This window comes from Mucilaginibacter sp. NFX135 (genome assembly GCF_048565145.1).
In the GTDB taxonomy this organism is placed as follows: Bacteria; Bacteroidota; Bacteroidia; order Sphingobacteriales; family Sphingobacteriaceae; genus Mucilaginibacter.
Map to the genome: position 1 here is coordinate 2,957,128 of NZ_CP183412.1, position 24,942 is coordinate 2,982,069.

Below are 24,942 nucleotides of genomic sequence, written 5' to 3' on the forward strand. Positions count from 1 at the left end.
ATCGTCATTTTTGCAAAGTGACTGAATTTGATCATATACGTAAGGCCTTTCCGCATCAACCTACCGGGCAGCAACTGGAGTTGTTTAATCGTTTACATGAATTTTTGCTAAGCGGTGATGGGGATGAATGTTTTATACTAAAAGGATACGCTGGTACGGGTAAAACCACGGTATTAGGCGCACTGGTAAAGGCATTGCGAGAGTATAAGTATAAAGCGGTTTTATTAGCGCCAACCGGTCGTGCGGCTAAAGTGATCACTAATTATTCGGGTCGCAAGGCATTTACCATACATAAGCGTATTTACCGGAAAAAATCGGCATTAACTTTAGATGATGGCTTTGCCATCGCAGATAACCTGGCCAGCGATACACTGTTTATTGTAGATGAGGCATCCATGATATCGGATGAACCAGGTGGTTTAAACCGTACATCGCTGTTGTACGACCTTTTAAGATACGCGTATAATGATAAAAATTGTAAGTTGATATTAGTGGGTGATACCGCCCAATTACCGCCTGTAGGCTCTGAAAATAGCCCCGCGCTCGATGCCGGTTTGATGAAAGATAAATTTGGATTAACCGTGTTTAGCTACGAATTGACAGATGTGCTGCGGCAGGGAAAAGATTCAGGGATCCTGTATAATGCTACCCGGATCCGTGATATAATCAGAGCTAAAGAAATAAGCACACCCAAGGTAATTACCAAAGGATATAAAGATGTATTCAGGATGACAGGTGAGCGACTGTCCGAGGGCCTTGAATATGCTTACCGGAAATATGGTTATGATCGTACGCTAATCATCTGCCGATCCAACAAAAACGCCAACCTCTACAATGGTCAAATCAGGAATCGCATTCTGTACCGGGAAGAGGAACTTACCGGGGGCGACCAGATCATGGTGGTGAAGAATAACTATTTCTGGCTGCAGGAACAGGACGAAAGCAGCACCAATTTTATCGCCAATGGCGATATTGCCCGCATCAGAAAGGTGCGCCGTATAGAAGATATGTACGGCTTCAGGTTTGCCGATGTACAAATAGAATTCATTGACTATGCCGAAGACCCGGTGCTGGATTGTAAAATATTACTGGATACCTTGTATGCCGATTCACCTGCCTTATCACAGGCCGACCAGAAACGGTTTTATGAGGAAGTGATGAAAGATTATGAGGGAATGGCGAATAAACGTGCGATGCATAACGAATTAAAGCAAAACCCATACTACAATGCATTACAGATTAAATTTGCCTATGCCATTACCTGCCACAAGGCCCAGGGCGGGCAGTGGGATGCAGTATTTGTAGATCAGGGCTACGTAACAGACGAAATGATCAATATGGATTTTCTGCGCTGGTTTTATACCGCTGTAACCCGCGCTACCACCGAGCTTTTCCTGGTTAATTTTGACGGCCGGTTTTATGCTGCCCCGGCAGAGGAGTAGGTGAAAGTGGGTTTACATGGTTTAAACTTTTTATGGTTTGTATCTTATTAATTAATTGATAGTCAATTTATTAATTTGTAAATTATCATAGATTTTATATTAACCGAATTAAGCAAAAGAATTGCTAACATCTGAATAGTGCCCATTTCATTTCTATATCGAAAATATTCCTATCTTTAAAGCATAATTACTTTTACCACATATCAAACAAGGATTGCCAAAAATCCGGCCTGTTAAACAGGTTATTAAAGCACTGAACTATTAGTGTCGGTGTTTCGCACGAACTAAATTTTACATCATTTTTTATTACCAGTAATGGAAATCACCAAACTACAGGCAATAGCTATTTTCTGCATTTTATTGTGCAGCAGCTTGCCTGCCAAAGCAAATACAGTTATGGATACCTTAACCAATAAACAAAAAGTACTTTCATTTTATAAATTAATTGTTGGTCAACGCCGGGCTGAACTGATTCCTGAGTTTGTGCGTGAGGATTATATTCAGCATAATCCCACCGTTAAACAGGGGAGGGCCGGTATTACCGAAATGATCAACTATTTGAAAACCTTGCCGCCACCGCCGGTGGATGCAAAATCACCCATCATCAGGGCCATACAGGAAGGTGATCTGGTGGTTACGCACCTGGATATTGAATTCATGGGCAAACGAATGGCAGTAATCGATCTGTTTAAATTAAAAGATGGCCTGTTGGCCGAACATTGGGACGCCATACAACAAATGCCTGATCAAACCGGTATGACCATCACTGCTACTAACGGAAGTAATGAGATAGATCAAAATGCCTCGGCTATTAAAAGTAAAGGGATCGTTGACCGGTTTTACAAAGCAATTATGAATAAAGACGCTGCTGCTAATTTTATAAAGTCAGATTATATCGAACATAATCCCGCGGTAATTCATAGCGGCAAAAGCCTTGATGTTTATTTAAGTGATGATATCAACCGGGAAATCGAAATACATCGTACTATTGGCGAAGGTAATTTTGCGGTAGTTCAATCAGAATTTAAAAGAGGAGATAAGGCATTTGCCCTTTATGAGATATTCAGAATAGCACAAAACAAGATAGCTGAACACTGGAGCGTGGAGCAAGCTATTCCGGGTGGGGTAGAACCAGCTGCTATGTTTTGATGAATGCGTCTAAACCCAGAAACATGTTATTGCGAGAAGGAACGACGAAGCAATCGCGAATAATGCATGCTTCTCTGTAAAGTATGCGATTGCCACTCCGCCATTCGGCAGATCGCAATGACATATTAATTATGAATATAAAGCTAACCATAAAAACAAAAGAGGCTCCAATTTGGAGCCTCTTTTAATATCATTTATAGTAATTTTTAAACAGAGAAGCTTTCGCCGCAACCACAAGTACGGCTGGCGTTAGGATTATTGAATGCAAAGCCCTTTCCGTTCAAACCATCAGAAAAATCAAGTTCGGTACCGGCAAGGTACAGGAATGACTTCATGTCAAGTGCGAAACGAACACCTTTATCTTCAAAAAACTGGTCGCCTTTTTTCTCTTCGTTATCAAAATCAAGATTATAAGATAAACCTGAGCAGCCACCACCCTGAACAGATACACGCAGGAAATAAGAGGCATCAAGCCCTGAATCCTGCATCAGGTGTTCTATTTTGCTTTTTGCTTTATCAGTTACAGTTACCATATTATAGTGAATAGTGATTAGTGAGTTGTGAGTAGTTCCAGTGACTCTTAACCATTCACCGTTCGCTGCTCTCCACTCACCAATAATTAATGATGTACTTTTTCGCTTTCAATTGGCGCTAAGCCGTTTTTTACACGGAAATCATTGATCGCAGCTTTGATAGCATCTTCTGCTAATACTGAACAGTGGATTTTAACAGGTGGCAGAGCCAACTCTTCAACGATATCCATGTTGTCAATTTTCATCGCGTCGTCGATGCTTTTACCTTTTAACCACTCTGTGGCTAATGATGAAGAAGCGATAGCCGAACCGCATCCGAAAGTTTTAAATTTTGCATCGGTAATAACATTGTTATCATCTACCTGTATTTGCAGGCGCATTACGTCGCCGCACTCAGGTGCACCTACTAAGCCGGTACCTACTTTGTGGCTGCTTTTATCCAAAGTGCCCACATTGCGGGGATTAGTATAGTGATCGATTACTTTATCTGAATATGCCATTTTCTTTTAATTATTTAATTAGTGAGTTAATGAATTATTAAATAATCTGAACTCGTAATATTTTATCTTTTAAAGCATCTGCACATTTGGAATCTGCACATCTGCATATTTTATTAATGTTCTGCCCACTCAATAGAGTTAAGGTCGATGCCTTCTTTAAACATTTCCCAAAGCGGTGATAGTTCACGCAGGTGGGTAACCGCTTTTTTGGTTACTTCAACGGCGTAATCAACTTCTTCTTCGGTAGTGAACCTGCCTAAACCAAAACGGATAGACGAGTGTGCCAGATCATCTGATAAACCTAAGCTTTTCAGTACATATGATGGTTCCAGTGAAGCTGATGTACAGGCGGATCCGGATGATACAGCAAGATCTTTCATAGCCATCATTAAGCCTTCACCTTCTACATATTTAAATGAAATGTTAGCTACATGTGGCAAGCGGTGTTCAATGTTACCGTTTACATAGCTTTCTTCCAGTACGGTTAACGCTGATTGCAGTTTGTCGCGTAAAGCTGAAAGACGTTTTGCTTCGCTTTCCATTTCCAGGGCGCAAAGCTCACAGGCTTTACCTAAACCAACAATACCAGGAACGTTCAAGGTGCCTGAACGCATACCACGTTCATGGCCTCCGCCGTCCATTTGAGCGGTAACTTTAACACGCGGGCCTTTACGGCGTACGTATAAAGCGCCAACACCTTTAGGACCGTATATTTTGTGTGCCGATAAAGCCAGTAAATCAATACCATCAGCATTAACATCAACAGGTATTTTACCAACAGCCTGGGTAGCATCTGTCATAAACAGTGCGCCATGTTTGTGTGCAATAGCAGCAATTTCTTTAACCGGTTGAATTACGCCTATCTCGTTATTACCGTACATGATCGATACCAGGATGGTTTCTGGTGTCATATTTTTTTCCAGTTCAGCCAGATCAATCAATCCATCTTCTTTTACAGGCAGATAGGTAACCTTTCCTCCCAATTTTTCTACGTGTTTACAGGCATCAAGCACAGCTTTATGTTCTGTAACAGCAGTGATAATGTGGTTACCTTTATCTTTATACATTTCAAATACGCCTTTAATTGCAAGGTTATCTGATTCAGTAGCGCCCGAAGTGAAAATGATCTCCTTATCAGATGCGCCAATTAATTTGGCTACCTGCTCACGTGCATAATCAACAGCCTCTTCAGCCACCCAGCCAAAAGCATGGTTACGGCTTGCCGCATTACCGAATTTTTCGTTAAAATAAGGTAACATAGCTTCCAGGACCCGCGGATCCATCGGAGTTGTCGCATTATTATCTAAATAAATTGGGATATTCATATCTTAAGTATATTAACAGAACAAAGATACGCAAGTTTTTATTTAAATTCATTCAAAACAAACGGCAAATTATTAATCCTGACTATTAATTTACAATATTTGGACATGAACAAAGTTGAACATATCGGTATTGCGGTAAGTGATATTAAAATAGCGGGAGATATATATGAAAAGTTGCTAAATACAGGCATTTATAAAACTGAATTGGTGGAACAGGAAGGGGTGGAGACCGCTTTTTTGAAAACAGGTCCTAATAAGATAGAACTGTTGCAAGCTATAAACGCCGATAGCCCGATAGCTAAATTTATAGCAAAAAAGGGCGAAGGGATACATCACATCGCTTTTGAGGTTGATGATATTGAGGCCGAAATGGTAAGGCTGAAAAATGAAGGCTTTGTGCTCTTAAGCGATAAACCCAAACCCGGTGCCGATAACAAACTGGTATGTTTTGTACATCCAAAAAGCGCTGGCGGGGTACTGGTAGAATTGTGCCAGAGTATTTAGGGGGTGTTGCGAGGTTCGTATTGCTGGAGGATTTAACTTCAATACACGCAACTCGGGCCCCGAACCCCGAAACAAATAAATGTTTTTAAATTGACTTTTTAATTTTGAATTTTTGATTATATTTGCGCCTCTTTTAAAAAGTACAGAAGGTATAAGTTTATATATAATGAAAAAAGATCTGCATCCATCAAACTATAGATTAGTTGTATTCAAAGACATGTCAAACGACTATTCTTTCATAACTAAATCTTGCATCGATACCCGTGAATCCGTAAAATGGGAAGACGGTAATGAGTATCCATTAGTGAAATTAGAAATTTCGCATACATCTCACCCTTTCTATACCGGTAAAATGAAACTGGTTGATACTGCAGGACGTATCGATAAATTCCGCTCACGTTACAACAAGAAATAATTACTTGTTGAATTAAATATTTGAAAGTCGCCCGATACATCGGGCGACTTTTTTATTTTTGCTCCATGTCTATTATCCTTTTTGACGATAACGCACGCCAAACGCTACTGCCCCTTACTTATACCCGGCCAGTGGCCGATCTGCGGATAGGTATATTAACCATAGCCGAGAAATGGGCAAAGCATCTAAATACAGATCATTCTTTTCATACCGCTGATTATTTACAAGCAAAGTATCCAGCTAAGATCGGCGCCAATAATTTATTTATAAACGGAGCTGTTTGCCCGGATGAGAGCCTGCTGGAAGCTATTGATAAATTACAAACGGGTGAAGCGCTTAAATATAATGATCAATTACTGGCGGTAAAACTAAATCAAACCAATGCAGGTAGTTTTGATCCGGAAGCTAAATTTGACAGTATTGTTAATTACCCAAGCCTTTTTGTTGCTATTCGCTATCCCGAGGATATTTTCCGCAAAAATGACATCGAACTGCGTAAGGATTTTCAATTACTTACCAAAGGCCGTACCAGCACAACCATAAGCGCCACAAACGTTATTATTGGTAACGATTTTTTTGCCGAAGAAGGTGCAGTTGCCGAATGCTCAACATTCAATACCACTAATGGCCCTATATATTTATCAAACAATACCGAAGTTTGGGAGGGTACCCACATTCGCGGCGCTTTTGCTATTTGCGAACATTCACAGGTGAAAATGGGCACAAAGATCTACGGTGCTACAACGGTTGGGCCATATTCGCGTGTAGGAGGTGAGATAAACAACGCGGTGATATGGGGGTATTCGTCTAAAGGACATGAGGGTTACCTCGGCAACTCGGTATTGGGCGAGTGGTGTAATATTGGAGCCGATTCCAATAACTCCAACCTGAAAAATAATTATGCAGAAGTTAAGTTGTGGGATTATACTACGAAGGGCTTCCGTAAAACAGGTCTGCAATTTTGTGGTTTAATCATGGCCGATCATGCTAAATGCGGTATCAATACTATGTTCAATACCGGAAGCGTAGTAGGGGTAGGGGTCAATGTTTTTGGCGCGGGTTTTCCGCATAATTTTATCCCCGACTTTTCCTGGGGCGGAGCGGCAGGTCTTGAGGTTTACGAGCTCAACAAAATGCTCGAAACTGCTCAGAAGGTTTTTGAACGCCGGGAGCATCGCCAGTTTAACCAAATGGAGAAAGATCTGTTAAAGCGAATATTTGAATTAACCGAAGAATACAGGAAATTTTAAGCGGATATATCTGTAAAGACGAATATTTGCGTCTTTCAATAATTTATCAACTCAATAAAAACAATCATAAAAAACACCATCATGAGAAAAAAAATTGTTGCCGGTAACTGGAAAATGAATCTTGACTATAACGAAGGTTTAGGCGTATTTTCTGAAATCATCAACATGATAAAAGATGAAGCTACCGGTACACAGGAAGCGGTTATCTGCAGTCCGTTTATCCACCTGCATAGCCTGGTACAATTGGCAAAAGGATATACTAAAGTTTCGTTAGGAGCTCAGAATGCACATCAGGCAGAATCAGGGGCATATACCGGCGAAACATCTGCCAAAATGATCAAATCAATAGGCGCTGCTTATGTGATCCTTGGTCACTCAGAGCGTCGCCAGTATTTTGGTGAAAGCAATGAACTGCTTGCAAAAAAAACAGATACGGTACTGGCAAATGATCTTCGCCCTATATTCTGTATCGGCGAAACTTTACAGGAACGCGAAGCTAACAAGCATTTTGATGTGATCAAAAGCCAGCTTGCTGAAGGCGTATTTCACCTGGATGCGGCGCACTTTTCAAAGTTAGTTATCGCTTACGAGCCGGTTTGGGCTATTGGTACAGGTGTAACTGCGTCATCAGAGCAGGCACAGGAAATACATGCGTTTATCCGGAAAGAGATTGCTGCTAAATACAACCAGGAAGTAGCTGATAATACCACTATTTTATATGGAGGCAGCTGCACCCCTAAAAACGCACCTGAGTTGTTTGCTCAACCTGATATTGATGGTGGTTTAATAGGCGGCGCTTCCCTTAAATCGCGCGATTTTGTGGACATTGTAAAAGTATTCAATTAATTAGATTTGAGATGTGAGATATGAGTATTGAGACTGTATTGTCTCATCTGAAACAGAAACAAATATCTGATGTTAGATAGAAATGATCTCAAATCTCATATCTCAATACTCAAATCTAAATGAGAAAGCTGTTAAAAGTTATTTTACCCATTTTAATTGATTTCGGCATTTATTGGGCCGTGGTGGAGTACAATATGCCCACCCATCCCATGAAGCTGATTGAGATAGGCGAGGGTAACTTATACAGTTTAATGGCTTACTTTCATCTATTCTGGCCCCTGCTGCTTGCGGTTGGTATTTTAACCCAATACCTTATTGTGGTGCCATTATGGGATAATTATGCTGTAAAAAGCTTTAAAGCCCGTTTGATTATAGGGGGCTGTATTGCGGCGGTTTGCATAGCTTTCGCAGGGGGCATCAGTTATATCATATGGGATCAAACCGAAGGGACGACGCCATTTTACAGCTTTTGGTGGTACATGTCCGAAATTCAGTTTTTTTACTGGGTTTTTACCTTTGTTATCCTGTTTTTGATCGACCGGCGCAGGTTTGTTAAGCCACCGGCGTCTGCAGAAGTGGAGGTTTCGGCATAGGAATAGGCTACATAATGACTTATTAATAATAAATGAATTATTACGAACTACTTTTTACTACCATAACCACCGAAGATTACCAGCAGGACTTGCTGATCAATGCTTTGGGCGAGATAGGTTTTGATACTTTTGAAGAGGTTGAATTTGGCTTTAAGGCATATATCCCTACAGATGATTTTGATGAACAACAACTAAAAGAGCATCTGCTGCCATATCAGGACATGTTCACTTTTAGCTATGAGATAAACTTTATACCACAAAAAAACTGGAACGAAGTATGGGAAAGTAATTTTGAACCCATTGAGATAGGGAATAAGATTTATGTGCGTGCAACATTTCACCCGGCCAAACCTGAGTTTCCATATGAGATCGTGATCGATCCGAAAATGGCTTTTGGCACAGGTCATCACCAAACCACATCCATGATGCTGGAATTCATATTAGAAAATGATTTTTCAGGTAAAAAAGTGTTGGATATGGGTTGCGGCACAGGTATCCTCGCCATTATGGCTGCTAAATTAAACGCCGCAGAAGTTACCGCGATTGATTATGACCCGGTATGCTATGACAGCACGATTGAAAACTCGGCCCTCAATCATATAACCAATATCATTCCGCTATGCGGCTCAAAAGAGGTGATCCCGGATGAACAGTATGATACTATTCTGGCTAATATTAACCGCAATATCCTGCTTGATCAAATAGAGCGCTATGCCACGGCATTAAAGCCCGGAGGAGAGATTTATTTCAGCGGTTTCTATGAATCTCCTGATCTGGAAATCATTACCGATGAGGCGCGAAAATATGGTTTAAAATATATCTCGCACAAAAAAACGAATGACTGGGTAGCTGCTAAATTTGTAAAGTAGGGTAAGGGCATGTCATGTTGATAATCAATCCGTCATTGCGAGGTACGAAGCAATCTCTATGCTATACAGGGCGAATAGAAAAGCACTCGTTGATCTGCCTGTGTAGAGATTGCTTCGTACCTCGCAATGACGGGTTGAGGAAAGGATATTAAATCTTAATAACCTAAAGTAAACCTGCGTTTTATAAATTGGTTGTTTTCCAGTTCATCAATAACAGCCACAGCCAGGTCTTCAATAAGAATATTGTTTTCTCCTTTTTCATTAAATACCGGCTGATCGGTACCTAAGCGGAATTTTCTTAACGGTTCGCCATGCGCGTCGGGGTGCATGTTTATAGCTGGACTTAAAAATGTCCAATCTAAATCTTCTTCCTTACGAAGAATATTCAAATAATCACGGGCGGCCGAAGCACCAGGCTTGTAGGCTGCCGGAAAGTTTGGAGAGTCAACCAATTGAACACCAGGCGTAATTTCCAAGCTTCCGGCACCGCCAATAACCAATAAGCGCTTAACACCTGCTTGTTTTACTGCCTGCTGAATAGCTTTAGAACCAGCAATAAAGTCATCATAAATGTTAGGGTTCGCCCATCCTGAATTGTAAGCGCTTACTACCGCGTCGTGACCTTTAAGCACATCAGCCAGGCCATCAATGTTGAATACATCAACAGCTTTCAATGTTAGTTTATCATTGGTTATATCCAATTTTTTTGGATCGCGGGCAATGGCTGTTACTTCATAACCTCGTAATAGTGCTTCGTTTAAAATGGTTTGTCCTACGTTACCTGTGGCGCCTATCAGTGCTAATTTCATAATGAATTTGTTTTTTATATTGTAATTAAATTTGTTACAGTTTTGTTTAAAAAAAATTATTTAAATTTTTGACTAAAATCCGCCAGGGTGATTTTTGTTAATTTACCGATGATAGCCGTGTCTACTTCTGTGGCTAAAGCATCCAGATGCTGGTTGATCTGCCTGCCAATAGCGCAGGCAGGATTGGGTAGATTTTTGGCCTGTCCAAGTGCTGGATGGCTTTTTACAGCCTTATATACATCAGCCAAGGCAATGTTATCCGGAGCTTTACCCAGGCTATAACCGCCTGTTTTTCCTTCTTTACTGTTAATCAATCCATAATTGCGCAGGTTGCGTATCTCTTTACGTACCAATGCCGGATTAATGTTGATGCTGCCAGCAATATATTCAGACGATAAAAGCTCGCCATTGGCCTGTTCAAGCAGAGTGAGAATGTGAATAGCTATCTGAAATTGCCCGTTCATCTGTAATTAAAAAAGTTACAGTACAAAAGTAAAATATATATTTTATAACCAGGTAAATTTTGATTATTTTAACATTAAATTACTTTTCAATGATGAATAATAACTTAATTAAGAATTAATGTGCTGATTTAATGATTGTTAAGAATACACTTTGCCCAGTAAAAAAACGTTAAACGAAGAATGTTTAAAAAAGTTTCACTTTTAAATAAAAAAAAGTGCAAATTAGTTGATAATTAGCGTAATAATAAATACTATTGTAAAGTAATTAACTTTCGCGAAACCTAACTATTACTATTATTAAACTTACATGAAAACACTTGGGAAAAAAATCAGACTGTTACGTCATCAAAAAGGGTGGAGCCAGGAAGATGTTGCAAAACGTTTGGATATCTCTATTCCAGCCTTTTCGAAGATTGAAACTGGAATAACCGACATCAATTTATCGAGGCTTGAGCAAATTGCAACTTTGTTCGAAATGTCTGTAGTTCAGCTTCTTACGTTTAACGATGCCGAACAGGATCAAAAATTTGTAAATGAACTTGAAACCGTTAACAAGCGGTTAATGGATCGGGAAACAGAAGTTATTGACCTGCAAAAAAAGGTGATCGAACTTTTTGAAGAATTAAGACACTCAAAAGCTACTGCATAATTTAAGGCCCGGTGTAATGCCGGGCTTAGTTAAAAAATGTAACGCATTGTTAAATGCTTTTTGCCAAATGTAGCCCCAACTGCACTGTGTATGGCAATCATTTTCTCATTAAAATCACCAACCCACGATAATTCCAATTCGTCATATTGCTTTAAAGGCAAAACATATTCCTTTAATTTGATAAATATGGCTGACTCCAAACCATGCTTCTGAAACTTTTGTTTGGTACCCATAACAATGGCTCGCATGCGGGATACGCCCTTCCAGCGGTAATACAAAAATTTAAGTTTGCCTATTAAATTTAATTTTCCGTTAAGCGGTTTGAGCATCTGATTAGCGTCTGGCAAAATGATGATAAATGATGCAGGTTCATCATCTATATAAGCAAACCATATCAGTTTTTCATCCATCAATGGTTTCATTTTCTCAAAACTTTCGGCTATAGTCGCATGCGTAATGGGGACAAAGTTTTCGAAATCTTGCCAGGCGTCATTGTATATTTCTATGAAATCGGCAGCAAACTTTTCCATTTCCTTTACCCTGAAATGCCGGAAATCATATCCCGGTTTCTTGATCACCCAATTGGCAATTTTTGTAAACCTCTCTGAAAATGGCTTGTGCACATCTAAATGATTGGTTATCTGTTCGTAAAGTGTTTTAAAACCGTAAGCCTCAAAAAAAGCCCGATAATAGGGGGGATTATAATTCATCCCATAGGAGGGATGAGTAAAGCCTTCAACCAACAGTCCCCAAAAATTATCATTTTCACCAAAATTGATAGGGCCGTCCATGGCTTGCATGCCGTTATCCTGCAGCCACTTTTTAGCGGTATCAAACAGTAAAAAGGCGGCGTCCTGGTTATTAATACATTCAAAAAAGCCCATGCCGCCTGTTGGCTGTTCATAATGATAGGCCTTTTTGTTATTAATAAATGCCGCAACGCGACCAATTAACCGGTTATTATTATCGGTGAGTATCCAGCGTGTGCATTTTCCATCCTGGTGAAAGTTGTTTTTTGTTGGATCAAATACGGCTTCAATATCATTATCAAGCGGACAAACCCAGGTTTTATCATCTTTATAAATAACACGGGCTACGTTTAAAAATGCTTTTTGGGTGGTGGTGTCTTTTACTTCTGTAATGGTCATAGGGATGTTGCTCACGGCCAAATATAAAAAAAGCATTCAGGGCATACCACTGAATGCTTTTGTAAAATATGTGTATCTTAAAAATTAAAAGTCGTCGTCATCATCATCGTCAAAAGACTCATACCCTGCTCTGCCCAAATCATCATCTAAGGGTTGATCATAATCGTCCTCATCCTCATCAACCACTTTTTTCTTTTTCGGAGTAAGCGATAGATCATCGTCGTCATCATTTTCGTCTTCTGAGTTGTCGATCTTTTTAGTGCTCGGTTTTTTTGGCGTTCCCATTGTAACGGATTTTTTTAGTAAAACTTTATCAATATAATTTAAATCGGCCTAGGTTGTTTTTTTACTTCTGGCGGCTAATTCAGTAGTAAAAATAATTAAAATCATTTTTATTAAAAATATCTTTTAAAATTATTCTGTTTGTTCGCCTATGGATGCTGTGTTCGTTGTAAAATCCTTAATTTGAGGTAATTCATCTATGCTATTTATGCCGAAATAATCCATAAACATGCTGCTGGTGCCATATAGAATGGGTTTTCCAACACTTTCAGACTTCCCGGTTATGGCTATCAGTTCTTTTTCCAGTAATTTTTGTATCGAATAATCGCAATTTACACCGCGTATCTGTTCAACATCAGTTTTGGTTACCGGCTGCTTATAAGCAATAATAGCCAGTGTTTCTAAAGCCGCCTGACTAAGCCTTTTTTTAGAGCGCTGCAGCTGTAATAAATTGATAACCGGGTGATACTGTTTTTTGGTCAGAAACTGGTATCCATTGTTAATTTTAACCAACTCAATAGCCAGGCTATCATTACTATATTTGTTTTTGATAGCAGTTAAACTTTCATTGACCTCGTCGGCAGTGAAATCGCGTTCAAAGGCAGCTTGCAGGCAATACATGATCTCCTCCATGCGAATACCCTGTTCCGACGCGAAAATTAATGCCTCTATATGATGCTCCATTTTTGTGAGTGGTGAGTGGTGAGTGGTGAATAGTGAGCTGTGAATGGTTAGATAACTCTCCATTTTCACTCACCACTTCCTATTCACCACTCACTCTAATAGTTTATAACCTGTTCTTCAATTTCGGCGGGGATATCGCGCCAGTCGTATTTCTGTGTACGCAGTTGTGGCTCAAAACCAGCTTCTTTGATAGAGTCTTGAATGCCTTTGGCAGTAAACCTATGTGGTGCCCCGGCTGCGGATACCACATTTTCTTCGATCATGATAGATCCAAAGTCATTAGCACCGGCATGTAAACAGATCTGTGCTACCTGTTTACCTACGGTGAGCCATGATGCCTGTATGTTTTTGATATTGGGCAACATGATACGGCTTAGCGCTATCATGCGGATATATTCGTCGCCGGTTACGTTGTTGGTAATACCCCGTACTTTACGTAACAGGGTGCCATCGTCCTGGAAAGGCCAGGGGATAAAGGCTACAAAGCCATGGGCACCTTCCGGTTTTTCGGCTTGTACTTCGCGGATCCAAACCAGGTGTTCAAAGCGCTCCCCGATAGTTTCAATATGCCCAAACATCATGGTAGCGGATGTAGGCAGGTTAAGTTGGTGTGCCGCGCGCATTACATCGAGCCACTCTTTACCACCGCATTTACCTTTTGATATCAGTCGGCGAACACGGTCATTCAGAATCTCGGCGCCGGCACCTGGTAATGAATCCAGGCCAGCTTCTTTCATCGCTCTCAGTACATCAATATGGGCCATACCTTCCAGTTTGGCTACGTGTGCTATCTCCGGCGGACCTAAGGAGTGCAGTTTTAGCTTAGGATATAACTGTTTCAACTCCCTGAACAAGTCGGTGTAAAACTGAAGACCCAAATCGGGGTGATGGCCTCCCTGGAGCAGTAATTGATCGCCACCATAGCGGAAAGTTTCCTCGATCTTCTTTTTATAAGTCTCAATATCAGTAATATAGCTATCCTCATGGCCAGGCCTGCGGAAAAAGTTACAGAACTTGCAATTGGCTATACAAACATTGGTCGTGTTCACGTTACGGTCTATCTGCCAGGTAACCTTGCCATGCGGAACCTGCTTTTTACGCAGTTCGTTGGCAGTGTACATCAAATCGGCAGTAGAGGCATTGTTATATAGATAAACCCCTTCGTCCTGGGTTAAAAAATCAAACCGCAAAGCGCGTTGCAACAGATCGGCTGTGTTCATTTAACAAAGATAAAACTTTAGATGATGAATAGTTTCATGTGGATTGTAAGATTGACAAATTAATGAGGTTGCTTTTTGAAACTTATTTTAAGGATTCTGAATCGGCTAAGAAAATTTCCTCAAAAGAAACCTTTTTAAACCCCAGATTTTAACATTTTTCGATTCAAAAACGACCTGAAAACTGCTCAAAATTCATTCAAAAGCATCGATTTTAACGCTTTTTAACAAGTCTGAACGCTGTTTTGACGTGTTTTTAAAACTTTAAGAAGTATTAACTTTTGATTGTCAAATACCTGAATGCCAAATGGCCTGTTTTTGTTGCCTTTTTATCCTTAACCAAACAGCCCGGCTCTCTTGGATTGGAGAGCCGGGCTGTTGTTTGATACAATATACGGAAAATTTTGGAATTTTGGGGTTACAGTGATGAGACCGACCACTCACCCCGCCTGCGCATTTTTTCTCAACCCGTCATTGCGAGGTACGAAGCAATCCCCGATTAGCAAAGCGGCTCTGTAAAGTTAGGGATTGCTTCGTACCTCGCAATGACGCGTGTGAGTTTTATCCATTCCCGTAACCCGAAGTCTTTTAAAGCCCTCTTCAAAGGAGAGGGTTGGGTGAGGTTTACCTCACCTTCAACATATTATTGCTCCTGTTCAAATCAGGCAGTGCATTATCCGGATCAACAGTTACGCTTTCGGCTTCCTGGGTGCCAGGTAGGGTAAGGGTGATCTGTTTGTTTTGCAGCCAGGTTTCTACCGGCAGGTAGGTGCGTTTTTTGCTGCCGTCTTTGTATTTTACTTCGATGGTGAAAGGCATCGGTAGTTTTTCTTTGTTTACTACTGTGATGGTCACACCTTTTTCATCCTTGTTATTAACTTGTTTGGCATCAATCAGGGCTAGATCCAGTGTCCAGTTGTTGTAGAACCAGCCTTTCCAAAACCAGCTCAGATCTTCGCCGGCTCCGTTTTCCATCGAGCGGAAAAAATCATCAGGTTGCGGGTGCTTATAGGCCCATTGATGGATGTAATTGCGGAAAGCGTAATCAAACTTATCTTTACCCAGGATCTGCTCGCGCAGCAAAACCAGACCGAAAGCTGGTTTAAAATAGGTGAGAGGGTGACGGTATTTTTCGGCAAGGCCATCAGCCGCAGTCATGATACTTGGTGATCCCGGGGCAGTGATAAATGGAATGATCTCATCGGCAGGGTTACCGCCTTTTTCGGCATACTCGCTGTCGCGTTTAGGGGCAAATTCGCCTTTGTTAAAAGCGTCAGAAGCATAGATGTCAATAAATGTGTTCAAACCTTCGTCCATCCAGCCAAAGCGGCGCTCGTCAGATCCTACGATCATCGGGAACCAGTTATGGCCGATCTCATGTGCGGTTACCCAATACAATACAGCACCCTTATCGGTAATACCGTCAAACACAATGCCTGGGTATTCCATGCCACCGGCAATACCAGCCTCGTTAACAGCAACGGGATATGGATAAACAAACCATTTCTCTGAAAAATATTCGATTGATTTTTTGAGGTATTCGGTTGCACGGCCCCAGGCATCGTTACCATAGCTTTCGGCCGGGTAAACGCTCATAGCCAGCGATTTTTTGCCTTCGGGCAAGTTCACACGCGCGGCATCCCAGATAAAAGCTTTGGATGCGCCAAAGGCCACATCGCGGGTGTTGAGCATTTTAAAATGCCAGGTAAGCGTGCCTTTTTGTACCGGGCGACTTGCCGGATCGTTCACTTCGGCCAGATCGCGGATCATAATGGTTTTATCGCTGTTACGGGCAGTTTCCAGTCGCGCTAATTGTTTGGCAGTCAATACTTCCCTTGGGTTCTGTAACTCGCCCGATCCGGCCACGATCATGTCCCAGGGTACGTTTACGCTATAGTCGATATCGCCATAATCCAGGTAAAACTCGCCGCTGCCCAAAAATGGCAAGGTATCCCAGCCGCGACTATCATCATACACGCACATACGCGGGAACCATTGGGCAATTTCAAAGATCTTGCCGTTTTTGGTATCGGTATAATCGGTACGACCGCCAAAAGCGCCGGGAATAGTATAATGGTATTTAATTTTGAGGCGGATATTCCCTTTAGCTGAGACCGCTTTGGGCAGGCGGATCTGCATACGCGTGTCAGTGATCACATATTTTACTTCTTTGCTTATACCGCCTTCTTCAACAGCAACCGATTCAATTTGATAGCCATCGGTATGATCGGCCGGTTTGGGCGCAAAACCAGTCACGAAATTGGAGCGTGCATCTTTTTTATAGGTGTTTTGATCCAGTTGCAGCCACAGGAAAGGCAGCGCATCCGGACTGTTATTAATATAATCGATAGTTTCGGTACCGCCAATGGTTTTGGCTGCGGTATCCAGTTTTACGTTTAAGGTATAATTTGCCCGGTTTTGCCAGTACCGCGGCCCCGGATTGCCATTGGCCGAATGAAAATCATTACCCTTATCGGTATAAAACTGCGGTGAAAATGCTTCGGCAGGATTGTAGTTGGAGGTGGTATCGTTAGGGTTGATCTTTCGTTGCTGCGCCTGTGCCGAAACGGCAAATAGGGCCAACAAGGCAAAGCCGGTAAATTTTAATTTCATGTAGGGATTTTAAGGCCACAATATACAAAGGATAGCGGTAAAAATGGGGAGAGTTTTAAAATGGTGCAGAAGACTCACCCGACCATCGCTTCGCTCGGTCACCCTCTCTACGACTTCGTCGCAAAGAGGGTTTTTGGAAAAAAAGTTCATGAGGAGACTCACCCGACCATCGCTGCGCTTGGTCACCCTCTCTACGACTTCGTCGCAAAGAGGGTTTTTGGAAAAAAAGTTCATGAATAGACTCACCCGACCATCACTTCGCTCGGTCACCCTCTCTATGGCTTTCGTCGCAAAGAGGGTTTTTGGAAAAAAAGTTCATGAATAGACTCACCCGACCATCGCTTCGCTCGGTCACCCTCTCTATGGCTTTGCCATAAAGAGGGTTTAGGAAGAAAAGTTAAGAAAATATATGAGAATAAAAAGGTCTTTACCCTCTTTGCACCGAAGGTGTAGAGAGGGTCGGCGAGCGAAGCGATGCCGGGGTGAGTCTTTTCAGGACAATAAGACTTCTTTTATAGAATTTAAAACCCCATCAATATTATTTAATACCATCTTATTTTCAAATCTTAGAATGCGTAATCCCAATGTGGTCATCACTTCGTCCCTGTTTTTATCATAATCTTTTTTATACAGATGAACCGGGCCATCGGCTTCGATTACTAATTTTGCTTCTGCACAATAAAAATCTGGAATATAATATAAGTTTCTGCCTAAGATTGATTGTATCAAAAGAGGATGCTGGCGGAAAAACTTCCTTTCGCACAATTTTCTATTCCTGAGATGTTGCCATAATAGCTTCTCTGCTTCGGTTTCACGTCGTCTTAATTCGCGGCAAAGATCGATTATGGATGGCATTTTTAAAGTTAAAAAATAGTTTCAGAAAAGACTCACCCGACCATCGCTGCGCTCGGTCACCCTCTCTACGACTTCGTCGCAAAGAGGGTTGGGGAAAAATACAAAGAAAATATAAAAGAATAAAAAGGTCTTTACCCTCTTTGCACCGCAGGTGTAGAGAGGGTCGGCAAGCGCAGCGATGCCGGGGTGAGTCTATTCCGGACAATAAAACCTACGAGCATTTTAAAATGATACCATGAATTGGTACATTGCTCTTGCTATAACATTTACACATCTTGCATTTCCCTGTCAACATTCCCATAGGTCATTCATCGTCCATTCCCGTACATTTTGTGTGCGAAACCCTGAGCTATTTTGTGGGTTACCGGTATTATGTGTATCTACGCCGCCACACGGTCGACCAGATCAGTGACCATAACCGGCTGCTGATATTTATAGGTGCGGCTTTCGGGGCTTTTATTGGCTCGCATGTGGTGGGTGTATTGGAGAACCCCACGTTATTGTCGCACTTTGGGTTAATCTATTTTATGGGTAATAAAACCATTGTAGGTGGTATGCTGGGTGGATTGATCGGGGTTGAGCTGACCAAAAAACGGATAGGTGTAACCGTATCATCTGGCGATATGATGGTTTACCCGCTTATACTGGCCATGATCATCGGGCGTACCGGCTGTTTCCTTGCCGGGTTAGAAGATGGCACCTATGGCATCGCCTCCAATCTGCCCTGGGCCATCAACTTTGGCGATGGTATCCGCAGGCATCCTACCAATTTATACGAGATTGTTTTTTGGCTGCTGCTTTGGATTGTTTTGCAGATGATTGAAAAGAAACATCCCTTTGCCGATGGCGCCCGTTTTAAACTGTTTATGGCGAGCTACCTGTTATTCAGGCTGCTGGTTGAGTTTATTAAGCCCGACTATTTCTTTAGCTTTGGTTTATCGGTAATTCAGTTGGTTTGTATCGGGGGGATTTTGTATTATTATAAAGTATTTCTGTATCCAGTCAAACTCCTGAAAAACCATGCCTGAACGCCCGTATATTTATTATGATTTTACACAGAGCATTTGCTCCACCTGTTTGCGCAGGGTTGATGCCAAGATAGTTTTTGAGGATGATAAAGTATACATGCTTAAAAACTGCCGTCGGCATGGCTTCGAAAAAGTATTGATAGCTACTGATATAGCCTATTATAAAAATTGCCGCAACTACGCCAAGCGCAGTGAAATGCCGCTGAAATTTAATACCAAAACCCATTATGGCTGTCCGTACGATTGTGGTTTGTGCCAGGATCATGAGCAGCATTCCTGCCTTACCGTGGTGGAAGTTACCGATAGGTGTAATTTAAGCTGTCCTACGTGCTATGCCATGTCGTCTCCAAGTTATGGCCGGCACCGCACGCTGCAAGAAATTGAGCAGATGTTGGATGTAGTGGTGACCAACGAAGGCAACCCCGATGTGGTGCAGATAAGCGGCGGCGAACCTACCGTGCACCCGCAGTTTTTTGAGATCCTGGATATTGCCAAAACCAAACCTATCAAACACCTGATGGTGAACACCAATGGCATTCGCATAGCTAAAGATGAGCAGTTTGTAAAACGCCTGGCTACCTATATGCCCGATTTTGAAATTTACCTGCAATTTGATTCGTTCAAAAAAGAAGCCCTGAAGCAATTGCGGGGGGAAGACCTGCGCGAGGTAAGGCTTAAAGCATTGGAACATCTGAACAAGTATAACCTATCGACCACGCTGGTAGTAACCCTGCAAAAAGGATTGAATACCGATGAGATAGGTAAAATTATAGAATACGCCCTGCTACAACCGTGTGTACGCGGCGTAACGTTTCAGCCTACGCAGCAGGCAGGCCGTCTGGAGAACTTTAATGAAAAAACCGATCGTTATACCCTGACCGAAGTCCGCAGCGCCATATTGGAGCAAACCAAGGTATTTAACCATAACGACCTGATCCCGGTGCCCTGCAATCCCGATGCGCTGGTGATGGGCTACGCGTTGAAACTGGGCGGTGAAGTAATACCACTAACCCGGATGATCAACCCGGATGATTTGCTGGATAACTCCAAAAACACCATCGTTTACGAACAGGACGAACGTTTGAAAGGGCATTTGCTCAATATGTTCAGTACGGGAAATTCGGTGGATAAGGCGAAGGAGCATCTGCATTCGTTGTTATGCTGCCTGCCGGAGATTGACGCGCCGAGTTTGAGCTATGATAATTTGTTCAGGGTGATCATTATGCAGTTTATCGACGCACAGAACTTTGATGTGCGCGCTATCAAAAAATCATGTGTACATATCGTGAATAAGGATATGCAGATCATTCCCTTTGAAACCATGAATATTTTTTACCGCGATGATAAACGGGAATATCTGGAACAATTAAGAAACGAAATGGCAATATGATGGAAGACGATAATATAGATAAAGATTTGGCTGCAGGAGGGAGCAATCCGCCGTCAGAACAGCCTGAAAGCCAGAATGTCAATATGAAAATAGTGGGCTACAATATATTGGCCTTGATTATATATACACTATTATGCAGGCTTGGGGGGAATGAAGTTGGTCTTATTTTCGACGCGTTTATCATAGTTGTGCATGTGTTTGTTTGTATCATTGCGGCTATTATCAACAAAAGCTGGGCTTGGTTGCTATCTGGTATATTGGTGCTGGTTGTTGGTTTTTCAACTTGCGTAGGTTTGGGAAGTATAGGTTAAAGGCATAAAAAATAATTTCTTTTATGGAATGCGATGATTAATGGCATCATGGTATAAAAGATAAATACCATGACACCAATCCAAAACATCAGCATTCCCGAAGCCTGCCACGCATCATGGCAGCAAATGACACCCGTTGAACAGGGACGGCACTGCCAGCAATGTTGCAAAACAGTAACCGATTTTACGGTAATGAGCAATCAAGAGATCATCGCTTACTTGTCAACAACCCATGATGTTTGTGGCAGGTTTGACAGGGAGCAACTAAGCAGCCTTAATAATCGGCTTGATATAGAAAATCTACAGCCGAACAGCTGGCGAAGATGGGTAATGGCCATTGGGTTATTAAGTCAAACCATGCTTTATAAAGCTGTGGCGCAAACCAAACCCTCACAGGTGGTTATCCAACAGACTAAGCCAGTGCCTTATGACAAGATATTATTGGGCAAAGTAGCCGCACCTGACACCAGTAAACAGGTGAAGGTGAGCGGACAAATTACAGATGAAAATCATGAGCCGTTGCCTGCTGTAATGGTGAAGATCAAGGGATCAAACAGGAGTACAGTAACCAATGCCGATGGCCGGTTTGTTTTAAATGGAGCTAAATTGGGAGATATATTAAATATTAGCTTTGTCGGCTATAGTTCACAAGAAATAGTAGTTAATACACCTATAGCTCAAACATGTGATATTATGATGCGGCAGTACTTGTTAGGGGATGTAGTAGTATATAAACGCCCATCGTTCACCAAGAGGACCTGGAATAAAATAAAACACATTTTTTAACCCAGCATCCCGGCCAAAACGCCCTCTTTCAGGGAGTTGGTGCACATCAATACTTTTTGAATAGCCAGTTTGTGTATAATGAACCGGGTAATAAGTGAGGCCACCACGATCATATCTACCCGTACGGGGATAATATTTTTATTGGCGGCTCTTTGCAGGTGGGTTGATTGCACAATTTTATTGGTTTCGATCAGGAGTTCTTCATGATCAAAGTTATAGGTTGGGGTGGTTTTGAGATCAAAGGAATGGCCTTTTTCTGTTTCGATGATTGCGGCGAAGGATTCAAATACACCAGAGGAGCCGATCAGGGTATCCAGTTCATGACCGTCGACTGCTGCAAACAGATCGGTGAGGTTATCTTGCAGGTAAACATCCAGGGCTTCGATAGAGGCCGGTGGGATAGGGTCGGTCCGATGGAAAAGATCCATCAATCGCGCCGCGCCGATTTCAAAACTTTGTTTCCAGATAATATGATCGGCATTGCCCAGGATAAATTCCACACTGCCACCGCCAATATCCATAATGAGTGAATTTTTAGCCGATAAGCAACCGCTGATCTTTACGCCATCATAAATAAAGCCGGCTTCCTGCTCGCCGTTGATGATCTCGATGCTGATGCCTGTTTTTGCTTTTACTTCGTCAATAAAATCCTTCCCGTTTGACGCGCTGCGTAATGCCGACGTAGCCAGGGCGCGTACTTGCTGTACCTGGTTGCTGCTGATCTGCTCCTGAAATTGCTGCATGGTTTTTATGCCCCGGGCAAATGCCTCGGGTAAAATATAACCTTTGTTAATGCCGCCTTCGCCCAGTTTTACAGGCTCCTGGTAGTGTGCAATTTCCTGATAGTTGTGTATGGTACCCTCGGCAATCAGCAGATGAAAAGTATTGGTACCCAAATCCATTACGGCAACGCGTTTACTCATGGGGCTAAAAATAAGGAAAGTCCGCGTAAGTTAGGAAGTCCGCGTAAGTCCGAAAGTATTTAAAAAGCATTTTGTTTTCAAGCTTTCTGTCTTTCGGACTTACGCAGACTTTCCGACTCTCTTTACTCTTTATAAAAAAACCATTTGCCCAGTTCTTTAAAGCTTACTTTTTTACCGTACATCAATACGCCAACCCGGTATATGCGGGCGGCTACGTAAGTGGTGAACAGGAAGCCTAGCACCATTAAGCTCATGGATAAGGCTAATTGCCAGCCTGGTACACCAAAAGGTATTCGTATCATCATGGCCACCGGTGATGTAAAAGGAATCATGGAAAGCCATACTGCCAGCGTGCTATCGGGCGACCGGAATAATACGGTTACAGAAAGTAAATAAGTGAAAAGTAGGGGTAAAGTGATGGGGAACATGAACTGCTGTGTTTCTGTTTCGCTGTCCACCGCCGAACCTACTGCTGCAAATAGGGCACTGTATAGTAAATATCCGCTCAAAAAATAAAACAGGAAGCAGCCCAGTATGTACCCAAAAGGGATGGTTTGCAATATAGCCATGGCGCTTGCAATTGGGCTTTGAGGTGAGTTAAAGGCGTGACCTGCTATTTTTGAGGATATAACGGATAAAATTATCCATGCCGCAAATTGCGTTAAGCCCACCAACCCAACGCCAATTATTTTACCCAGCATTAGCTGGAATGGCTTAACCGATGAAATGATAACTTCAATAATACGGCTTGTTTTTTCTTCGATAACCCCGCGCATTACCTGGGCTCCATATATAAACAATGAGAGATATATCAATATAGCACAGGCCACACCTATCCCCATATTAGTACCTACATTGGCATCTTTAGCGCCGGTATCCGTAATTTCGACACCATTTACGTTGATATTGCTTTTTATGGAGTGCAATACTGCCGTATCAATATGATGCTGGAGCATGCCGTTGTTCACCGCAATATCATTCATTTGCCGGGCTATTTCATCGGTAATAAGCAGGGATGGTTTCTTTTTGGAGAATACTTTTACGTTATCCTTTTTTGCATAATCTGCAGGGATAGATAGTATCAACAGATTTTCATCGCTTTTGGTAGCCAGTTTTAAATCCTCCAGCGATTGGCCGCCGGGTTTAAACCTGATATTTTTGGTGCTTTGGAGTTTTGCGGCAAAAAGGCCGCTATCGTCAATTACGTTAACCACTTGTTCCCCGGATAGTTTGTCGCTGTTTTTGGCAACCAGTGTAATAAGACCACCCATGCCCAGAATAAGCAATGGCACAACAAATATCATAACGATGAATGATTTTTTCCTTACCCGGGTAAGGTATTCACGCTGTATAATGAGTAAAACTTTGTTCATGGCTTATTGGTTCTGGTTTACTTTTTCAATAAATATCTCGTTCATGCTGGGTATTACTTCCTGCAGCATATTAATGCGGGTTTGGGGGATGAGGTATTGCAGTACATCATTGGAGCTGCGGCCATCATGGAGTTTAATCCTGATGGTATGCCTGTCGTCATCGCTGATGGTTTCACCGATCTGGTCAAAAGGTTGTACACCGTTAAAGTTTAACGGATCGCCTGAATATTCCACCAGGTAAACATCATTGCGGTAGGAGTTGCGGATGTGTTTAACCTTGCCATCCAGTATTTTGTGCGATTTATGGATCAGCGCTATCGAATCGCAAAGCTCCTCGACCGATTCCATGCGGTGGGTAGAGAACAGGATGGTAGCTCCTTTTCTGTTAAGCTCCAGGATCTCATCCTTGATCACTTCGGCATTTACCGGGTCGAAGCCGCTGAAAGGTTCGTCCAGGATGATCAGGTCGGGCTCATGCAGTACGGTAGCCACAAATTGGGCTTTTTGCTGCATCCCTTTGGATAGTTCTTCTATCTTCTTTTTCCACCAGCTCTCCATATCCAGTTTTTTGAACCAGAATTTAAGGCGTTTATTGGCTTCATCGCGACTTAGTCCTTTCAATCGGGCCAGGTAGATCATCTGCTCGCCGATCTCCATTTTTTTGTACAAGCCGCGTTCTTCGGGCAGGTAACCGATGCGCTCGATGTGTGATTGATTGAGCTTTTGTCCGTCGAAATAAATTTCGCCCGAATCGGGTGCCGTGATCTGGTTCACAATGCGGATGAGGGAAGTTTTACCCGCACCATTAGGCCCTAAAAGCCCGAAGATTTGTCCGCTTTCCACTTCCAGACTTACATCGTCCAGGGCCCGGTGGCCGGCGTACTGTTTAACAATATGGCGTATGCTTAACATTTAATTGGTTTATGATGTTAATTGTACGCTTTAGATACGGGCTATTGCGTAATGTTACATAAACTTTTCAGG

General features: G+C 42.1%; 27 protein-coding genes. 13 read left to right on the top strand and 14 right to left on the bottom strand.

Going from position 1 to position 24,942, the window contains the following annotated elements; all coding sequences use genetic code 11:
• The first annotated feature begins 17 nt into the window (after positions 1-17).
• Complete coding sequence (locus ACNURT_RS12620) at positions 18-1,442, top strand: ATP-dependent DNA helicase (protein WP_419702050.1); 1,425 nt, start codon at positions 18-20, stop codon at positions 1,440-1,442.
• Positions 1,443-1,757: 315 nt separating this feature from the next.
• Complete coding sequence (locus ACNURT_RS12625) at positions 1,758-2,591, top strand: nuclear transport factor 2 family protein (protein WP_419702051.1); 834 nt, start codon at positions 1,758-1,760, stop codon at positions 2,589-2,591.
• Between the two features lie 206 nt (positions 2,592-2,797).
• On the opposite strand, the gene ACNURT_RS12630 is transcribed toward ACNURT_RS12625, so the two are convergent.
• From ACNURT_RS12630 to ACNURT_RS12640, 3 genes are all read right to left on the bottom strand, one after another.
• A complete protein-coding gene (locus ACNURT_RS12630) occupies positions 2,798-3,124 on the bottom strand; it encodes a HesB/IscA family protein (protein ID WP_419702052.1) in 327 nt (108 codons plus the stop codon).
• An 86-nt stretch (positions 3,125-3,210) separates the two neighbouring features.
• Positions 3,211-3,624 (bottom strand): Fe-S cluster assembly scaffold IscU, encoded by a 414-nt coding sequence (gene iscU, locus ACNURT_RS12635; RefSeq protein WP_076378185.1) that lies wholly within the window; start codon positions 3,622-3,624, stop codon positions 3,211-3,213.
• Between the two features lie 113 nt (positions 3,625-3,737).
• Positions 3,738-4,949, bottom strand: coding sequence for an IscS subfamily cysteine desulfurase (locus ACNURT_RS12640; RefSeq protein WP_419702053.1), 1,212 nt, complete (start codon positions 4,947-4,949; stop codon positions 3,738-3,740).
• A 105-nt stretch (positions 4,950-5,054) separates the two neighbouring features.
• Here ACNURT_RS12640 and mce point away from each other — a divergent pair, with 105 nt between their 5' ends.
• The 6 genes from mce (at position 5,055) to prmA (ending at position 9,426) form a co-directional block, all read left to right on the top strand.
• The gene (mce, locus tag ACNURT_RS12645) at positions 5,055-5,453 is read left to right on the top strand and encodes a methylmalonyl-CoA epimerase (protein WP_419702054.1); all 399 of its coding nucleotides are present in this window, start codon (positions 5,055-5,057) and stop codon (positions 5,451-5,453) included.
• Between the two features lie 166 nt (positions 5,454-5,619).
• Positions 5,620-5,868, top strand: coding sequence for a type B 50S ribosomal protein L31 (locus ACNURT_RS12650; RefSeq protein WP_166087813.1), 249 nt, complete (start codon positions 5,620-5,622; stop codon positions 5,866-5,868).
• Positions 5,869-5,933: 65 nt separating this feature from the next.
• Positions 5,934-7,118: a putative sugar nucleotidyl transferase gene (locus ACNURT_RS12655; protein WP_419702055.1), complete on the top strand. Its 1,185-nt coding sequence runs from the start codon at positions 5,934-5,936 to the stop codon at positions 7,116-7,118.
• A gap of 81 nt (positions 7,119-7,199) precedes the next feature.
• Entirely contained in the window at positions 7,200-7,964 is a 765-nt protein-coding gene (tpiA, locus tag ACNURT_RS12660) for a triose-phosphate isomerase (protein ID WP_419702056.1), read from the top strand.
• A gap of 119 nt (positions 7,965-8,083) precedes the next feature.
• On the top strand, positions 8,084-8,557 hold the full coding sequence (locus ACNURT_RS12665; RefSeq protein ID WP_419702057.1) for a hypothetical protein: 474 nt from the start codon (positions 8,084-8,086) through the stop codon (positions 8,555-8,557).
• A 32-nt stretch (positions 8,558-8,589) separates the two neighbouring features.
• Entirely contained in the window at positions 8,590-9,426 is an 837-nt protein-coding gene (prmA, locus tag ACNURT_RS12670) for a 50S ribosomal protein L11 methyltransferase (protein WP_419702058.1), read from the top strand.
• Positions 9,427-9,581: 155 nt separating this feature from the next.
• On the opposite strand, the gene ACNURT_RS12675 is transcribed toward prmA, so the two are convergent.
• Both ACNURT_RS12675 and ACNURT_RS12680 read right to left on the bottom strand, forming a co-directional pair.
• Complete coding sequence (locus ACNURT_RS12675) at positions 9,582-10,235, bottom strand: NAD(P)-dependent oxidoreductase (RefSeq protein ID WP_419702059.1); 654 nt, start codon at positions 10,233-10,235, stop codon at positions 9,582-9,584.
• Between the two features lie 56 nt (positions 10,236-10,291).
• Positions 10,292-10,699, bottom strand: coding sequence for an Rrf2 family transcriptional regulator (locus ACNURT_RS12680; RefSeq protein ID WP_370999186.1), 408 nt, complete (start codon positions 10,697-10,699; stop codon positions 10,292-10,294).
• 307 nt (positions 10,700-11,006) lie between these two features.
• Between ACNURT_RS12680 and ACNURT_RS12685 the strand changes: the two genes are divergently transcribed.
• On the top strand, positions 11,007-11,348 hold the full coding sequence (locus ACNURT_RS12685) for a helix-turn-helix domain-containing protein (protein WP_076378169.1): 342 nt from the start codon (positions 11,007-11,009) through the stop codon (positions 11,346-11,348).
• 29 nt (positions 11,349-11,377) lie between these two features.
• On the opposite strand, the gene ACNURT_RS12690 is transcribed toward ACNURT_RS12685, so the two are convergent.
• From ACNURT_RS12690 to ACNURT_RS12715, 6 genes are all read right to left on the bottom strand, one after another.
• Entirely contained in the window at positions 11,378-12,496 is a 1,119-nt protein-coding gene (locus tag ACNURT_RS12690) for a GNAT family N-acetyltransferase (protein WP_419702060.1), read from the bottom strand.
• A gap of 84 nt (positions 12,497-12,580) precedes the next feature.
• Positions 12,581-12,781, bottom strand: coding sequence for a hypothetical protein (locus tag ACNURT_RS12695; protein WP_370999184.1), 201 nt, complete (start codon positions 12,779-12,781; stop codon positions 12,581-12,583).
• 129 nt (positions 12,782-12,910) lie between these two features.
• The gene (gene scpB, locus ACNURT_RS12700) at positions 12,911-13,462 is read right to left on the bottom strand and encodes an SMC-Scp complex subunit ScpB (RefSeq protein ID WP_419702061.1); all 552 of its coding nucleotides are present in this window, start codon (positions 13,460-13,462) and stop codon (positions 12,911-12,913) included.
• Between the two features lie 95 nt (positions 13,463-13,557).
• Positions 13,558-14,682, bottom strand: a complete 1,125-nt coding sequence (gene mqnC, locus ACNURT_RS12705) for a cyclic dehypoxanthinyl futalosine synthase (RefSeq protein WP_419702062.1) — start codon at positions 14,680-14,682, stop codon at positions 13,558-13,560.
• A gap of 621 nt (positions 14,683-15,303) precedes the next feature.
• The gene (locus ACNURT_RS12710; RefSeq protein WP_419702063.1) at positions 15,304-17,292 is read right to left on the bottom strand and encodes a M1 family metallopeptidase; all 1,989 of its coding nucleotides are present in this window, start codon (positions 17,290-17,292) and stop codon (positions 15,304-15,306) included.
• Between the two features lie 492 nt (positions 17,293-17,784).
• On the bottom strand, positions 17,785-18,147 hold the full coding sequence (locus tag ACNURT_RS12715; RefSeq protein WP_419702064.1) for an endonuclease domain-containing protein: 363 nt from the start codon (positions 18,145-18,147) through the stop codon (positions 17,785-17,787).
• Positions 18,148-18,422: 275 nt separating this feature from the next.
• On the opposite strand from ACNURT_RS12715, the gene ACNURT_RS12720 reads away from it, so the two are divergent.
• The 4 genes from ACNURT_RS12720 to ACNURT_RS12735 all read left to right on the top strand — a co-directional run bounded on the left by ACNURT_RS12720 (position 18,423) and on the right by ACNURT_RS12735 (position 21,662).
• A complete protein-coding gene (locus ACNURT_RS12720) occupies positions 18,423-19,175 on the top strand; it encodes a prolipoprotein diacylglyceryl transferase (protein WP_419702065.1) in 753 nt (250 codons plus the stop codon).
• Complete coding sequence (locus ACNURT_RS12725; protein WP_419702066.1) at positions 19,168-20,565, top strand: radical SAM protein; 1,398 nt, start codon at positions 19,168-19,170, stop codon at positions 20,563-20,565. The genes ACNURT_RS12720 and ACNURT_RS12725 overlap by 8 nt, the downstream gene beginning before the upstream one ends.
• Entirely contained in the window at positions 20,562-20,876 is a 315-nt protein-coding gene (locus ACNURT_RS12730) for a hypothetical protein (RefSeq protein WP_419702067.1), read from the top strand. The genes ACNURT_RS12725 and ACNURT_RS12730 overlap by 4 nt, the downstream gene beginning before the upstream one ends.
• A 69-nt stretch (positions 20,877-20,945) precedes the next feature.
• Positions 20,946-21,662 (top strand): carboxypeptidase-like regulatory domain-containing protein, encoded by a 717-nt coding sequence (locus tag ACNURT_RS12735; protein ID WP_419702068.1) that lies wholly within the window; start codon positions 20,946-20,948, stop codon positions 21,660-21,662.
• Here ACNURT_RS12735 and ACNURT_RS12740 read toward each other — a convergent pair.
• From ACNURT_RS12740 to ACNURT_RS12750, 3 genes are all read right to left on the bottom strand, one after another.
• On the bottom strand, positions 21,659-22,585 hold the full coding sequence (locus ACNURT_RS12740; RefSeq protein WP_419702069.1) for an exopolyphosphatase: 927 nt from the start codon (positions 22,583-22,585) through the stop codon (positions 21,659-21,661). The two genes, ACNURT_RS12735 and ACNURT_RS12740, sit on opposite strands and share 4 nt — an antisense overlap.
• Positions 22,586-22,707: 122 nt before the next feature.
• Entirely contained in the window at positions 22,708-23,958 is a 1,251-nt protein-coding gene (locus ACNURT_RS12745; protein WP_419702070.1) for an ABC transporter permease, read from the bottom strand.
• 3 nt (positions 23,959-23,961) lie between these two features.
• Positions 23,962-24,870: an ABC transporter ATP-binding protein gene (locus ACNURT_RS12750; protein WP_419702071.1), complete on the bottom strand. Its 909-nt coding sequence runs from the start codon at positions 24,868-24,870 to the stop codon at positions 23,962-23,964.
• Positions 24,871-24,942 lie beyond the last annotated feature (72 nt).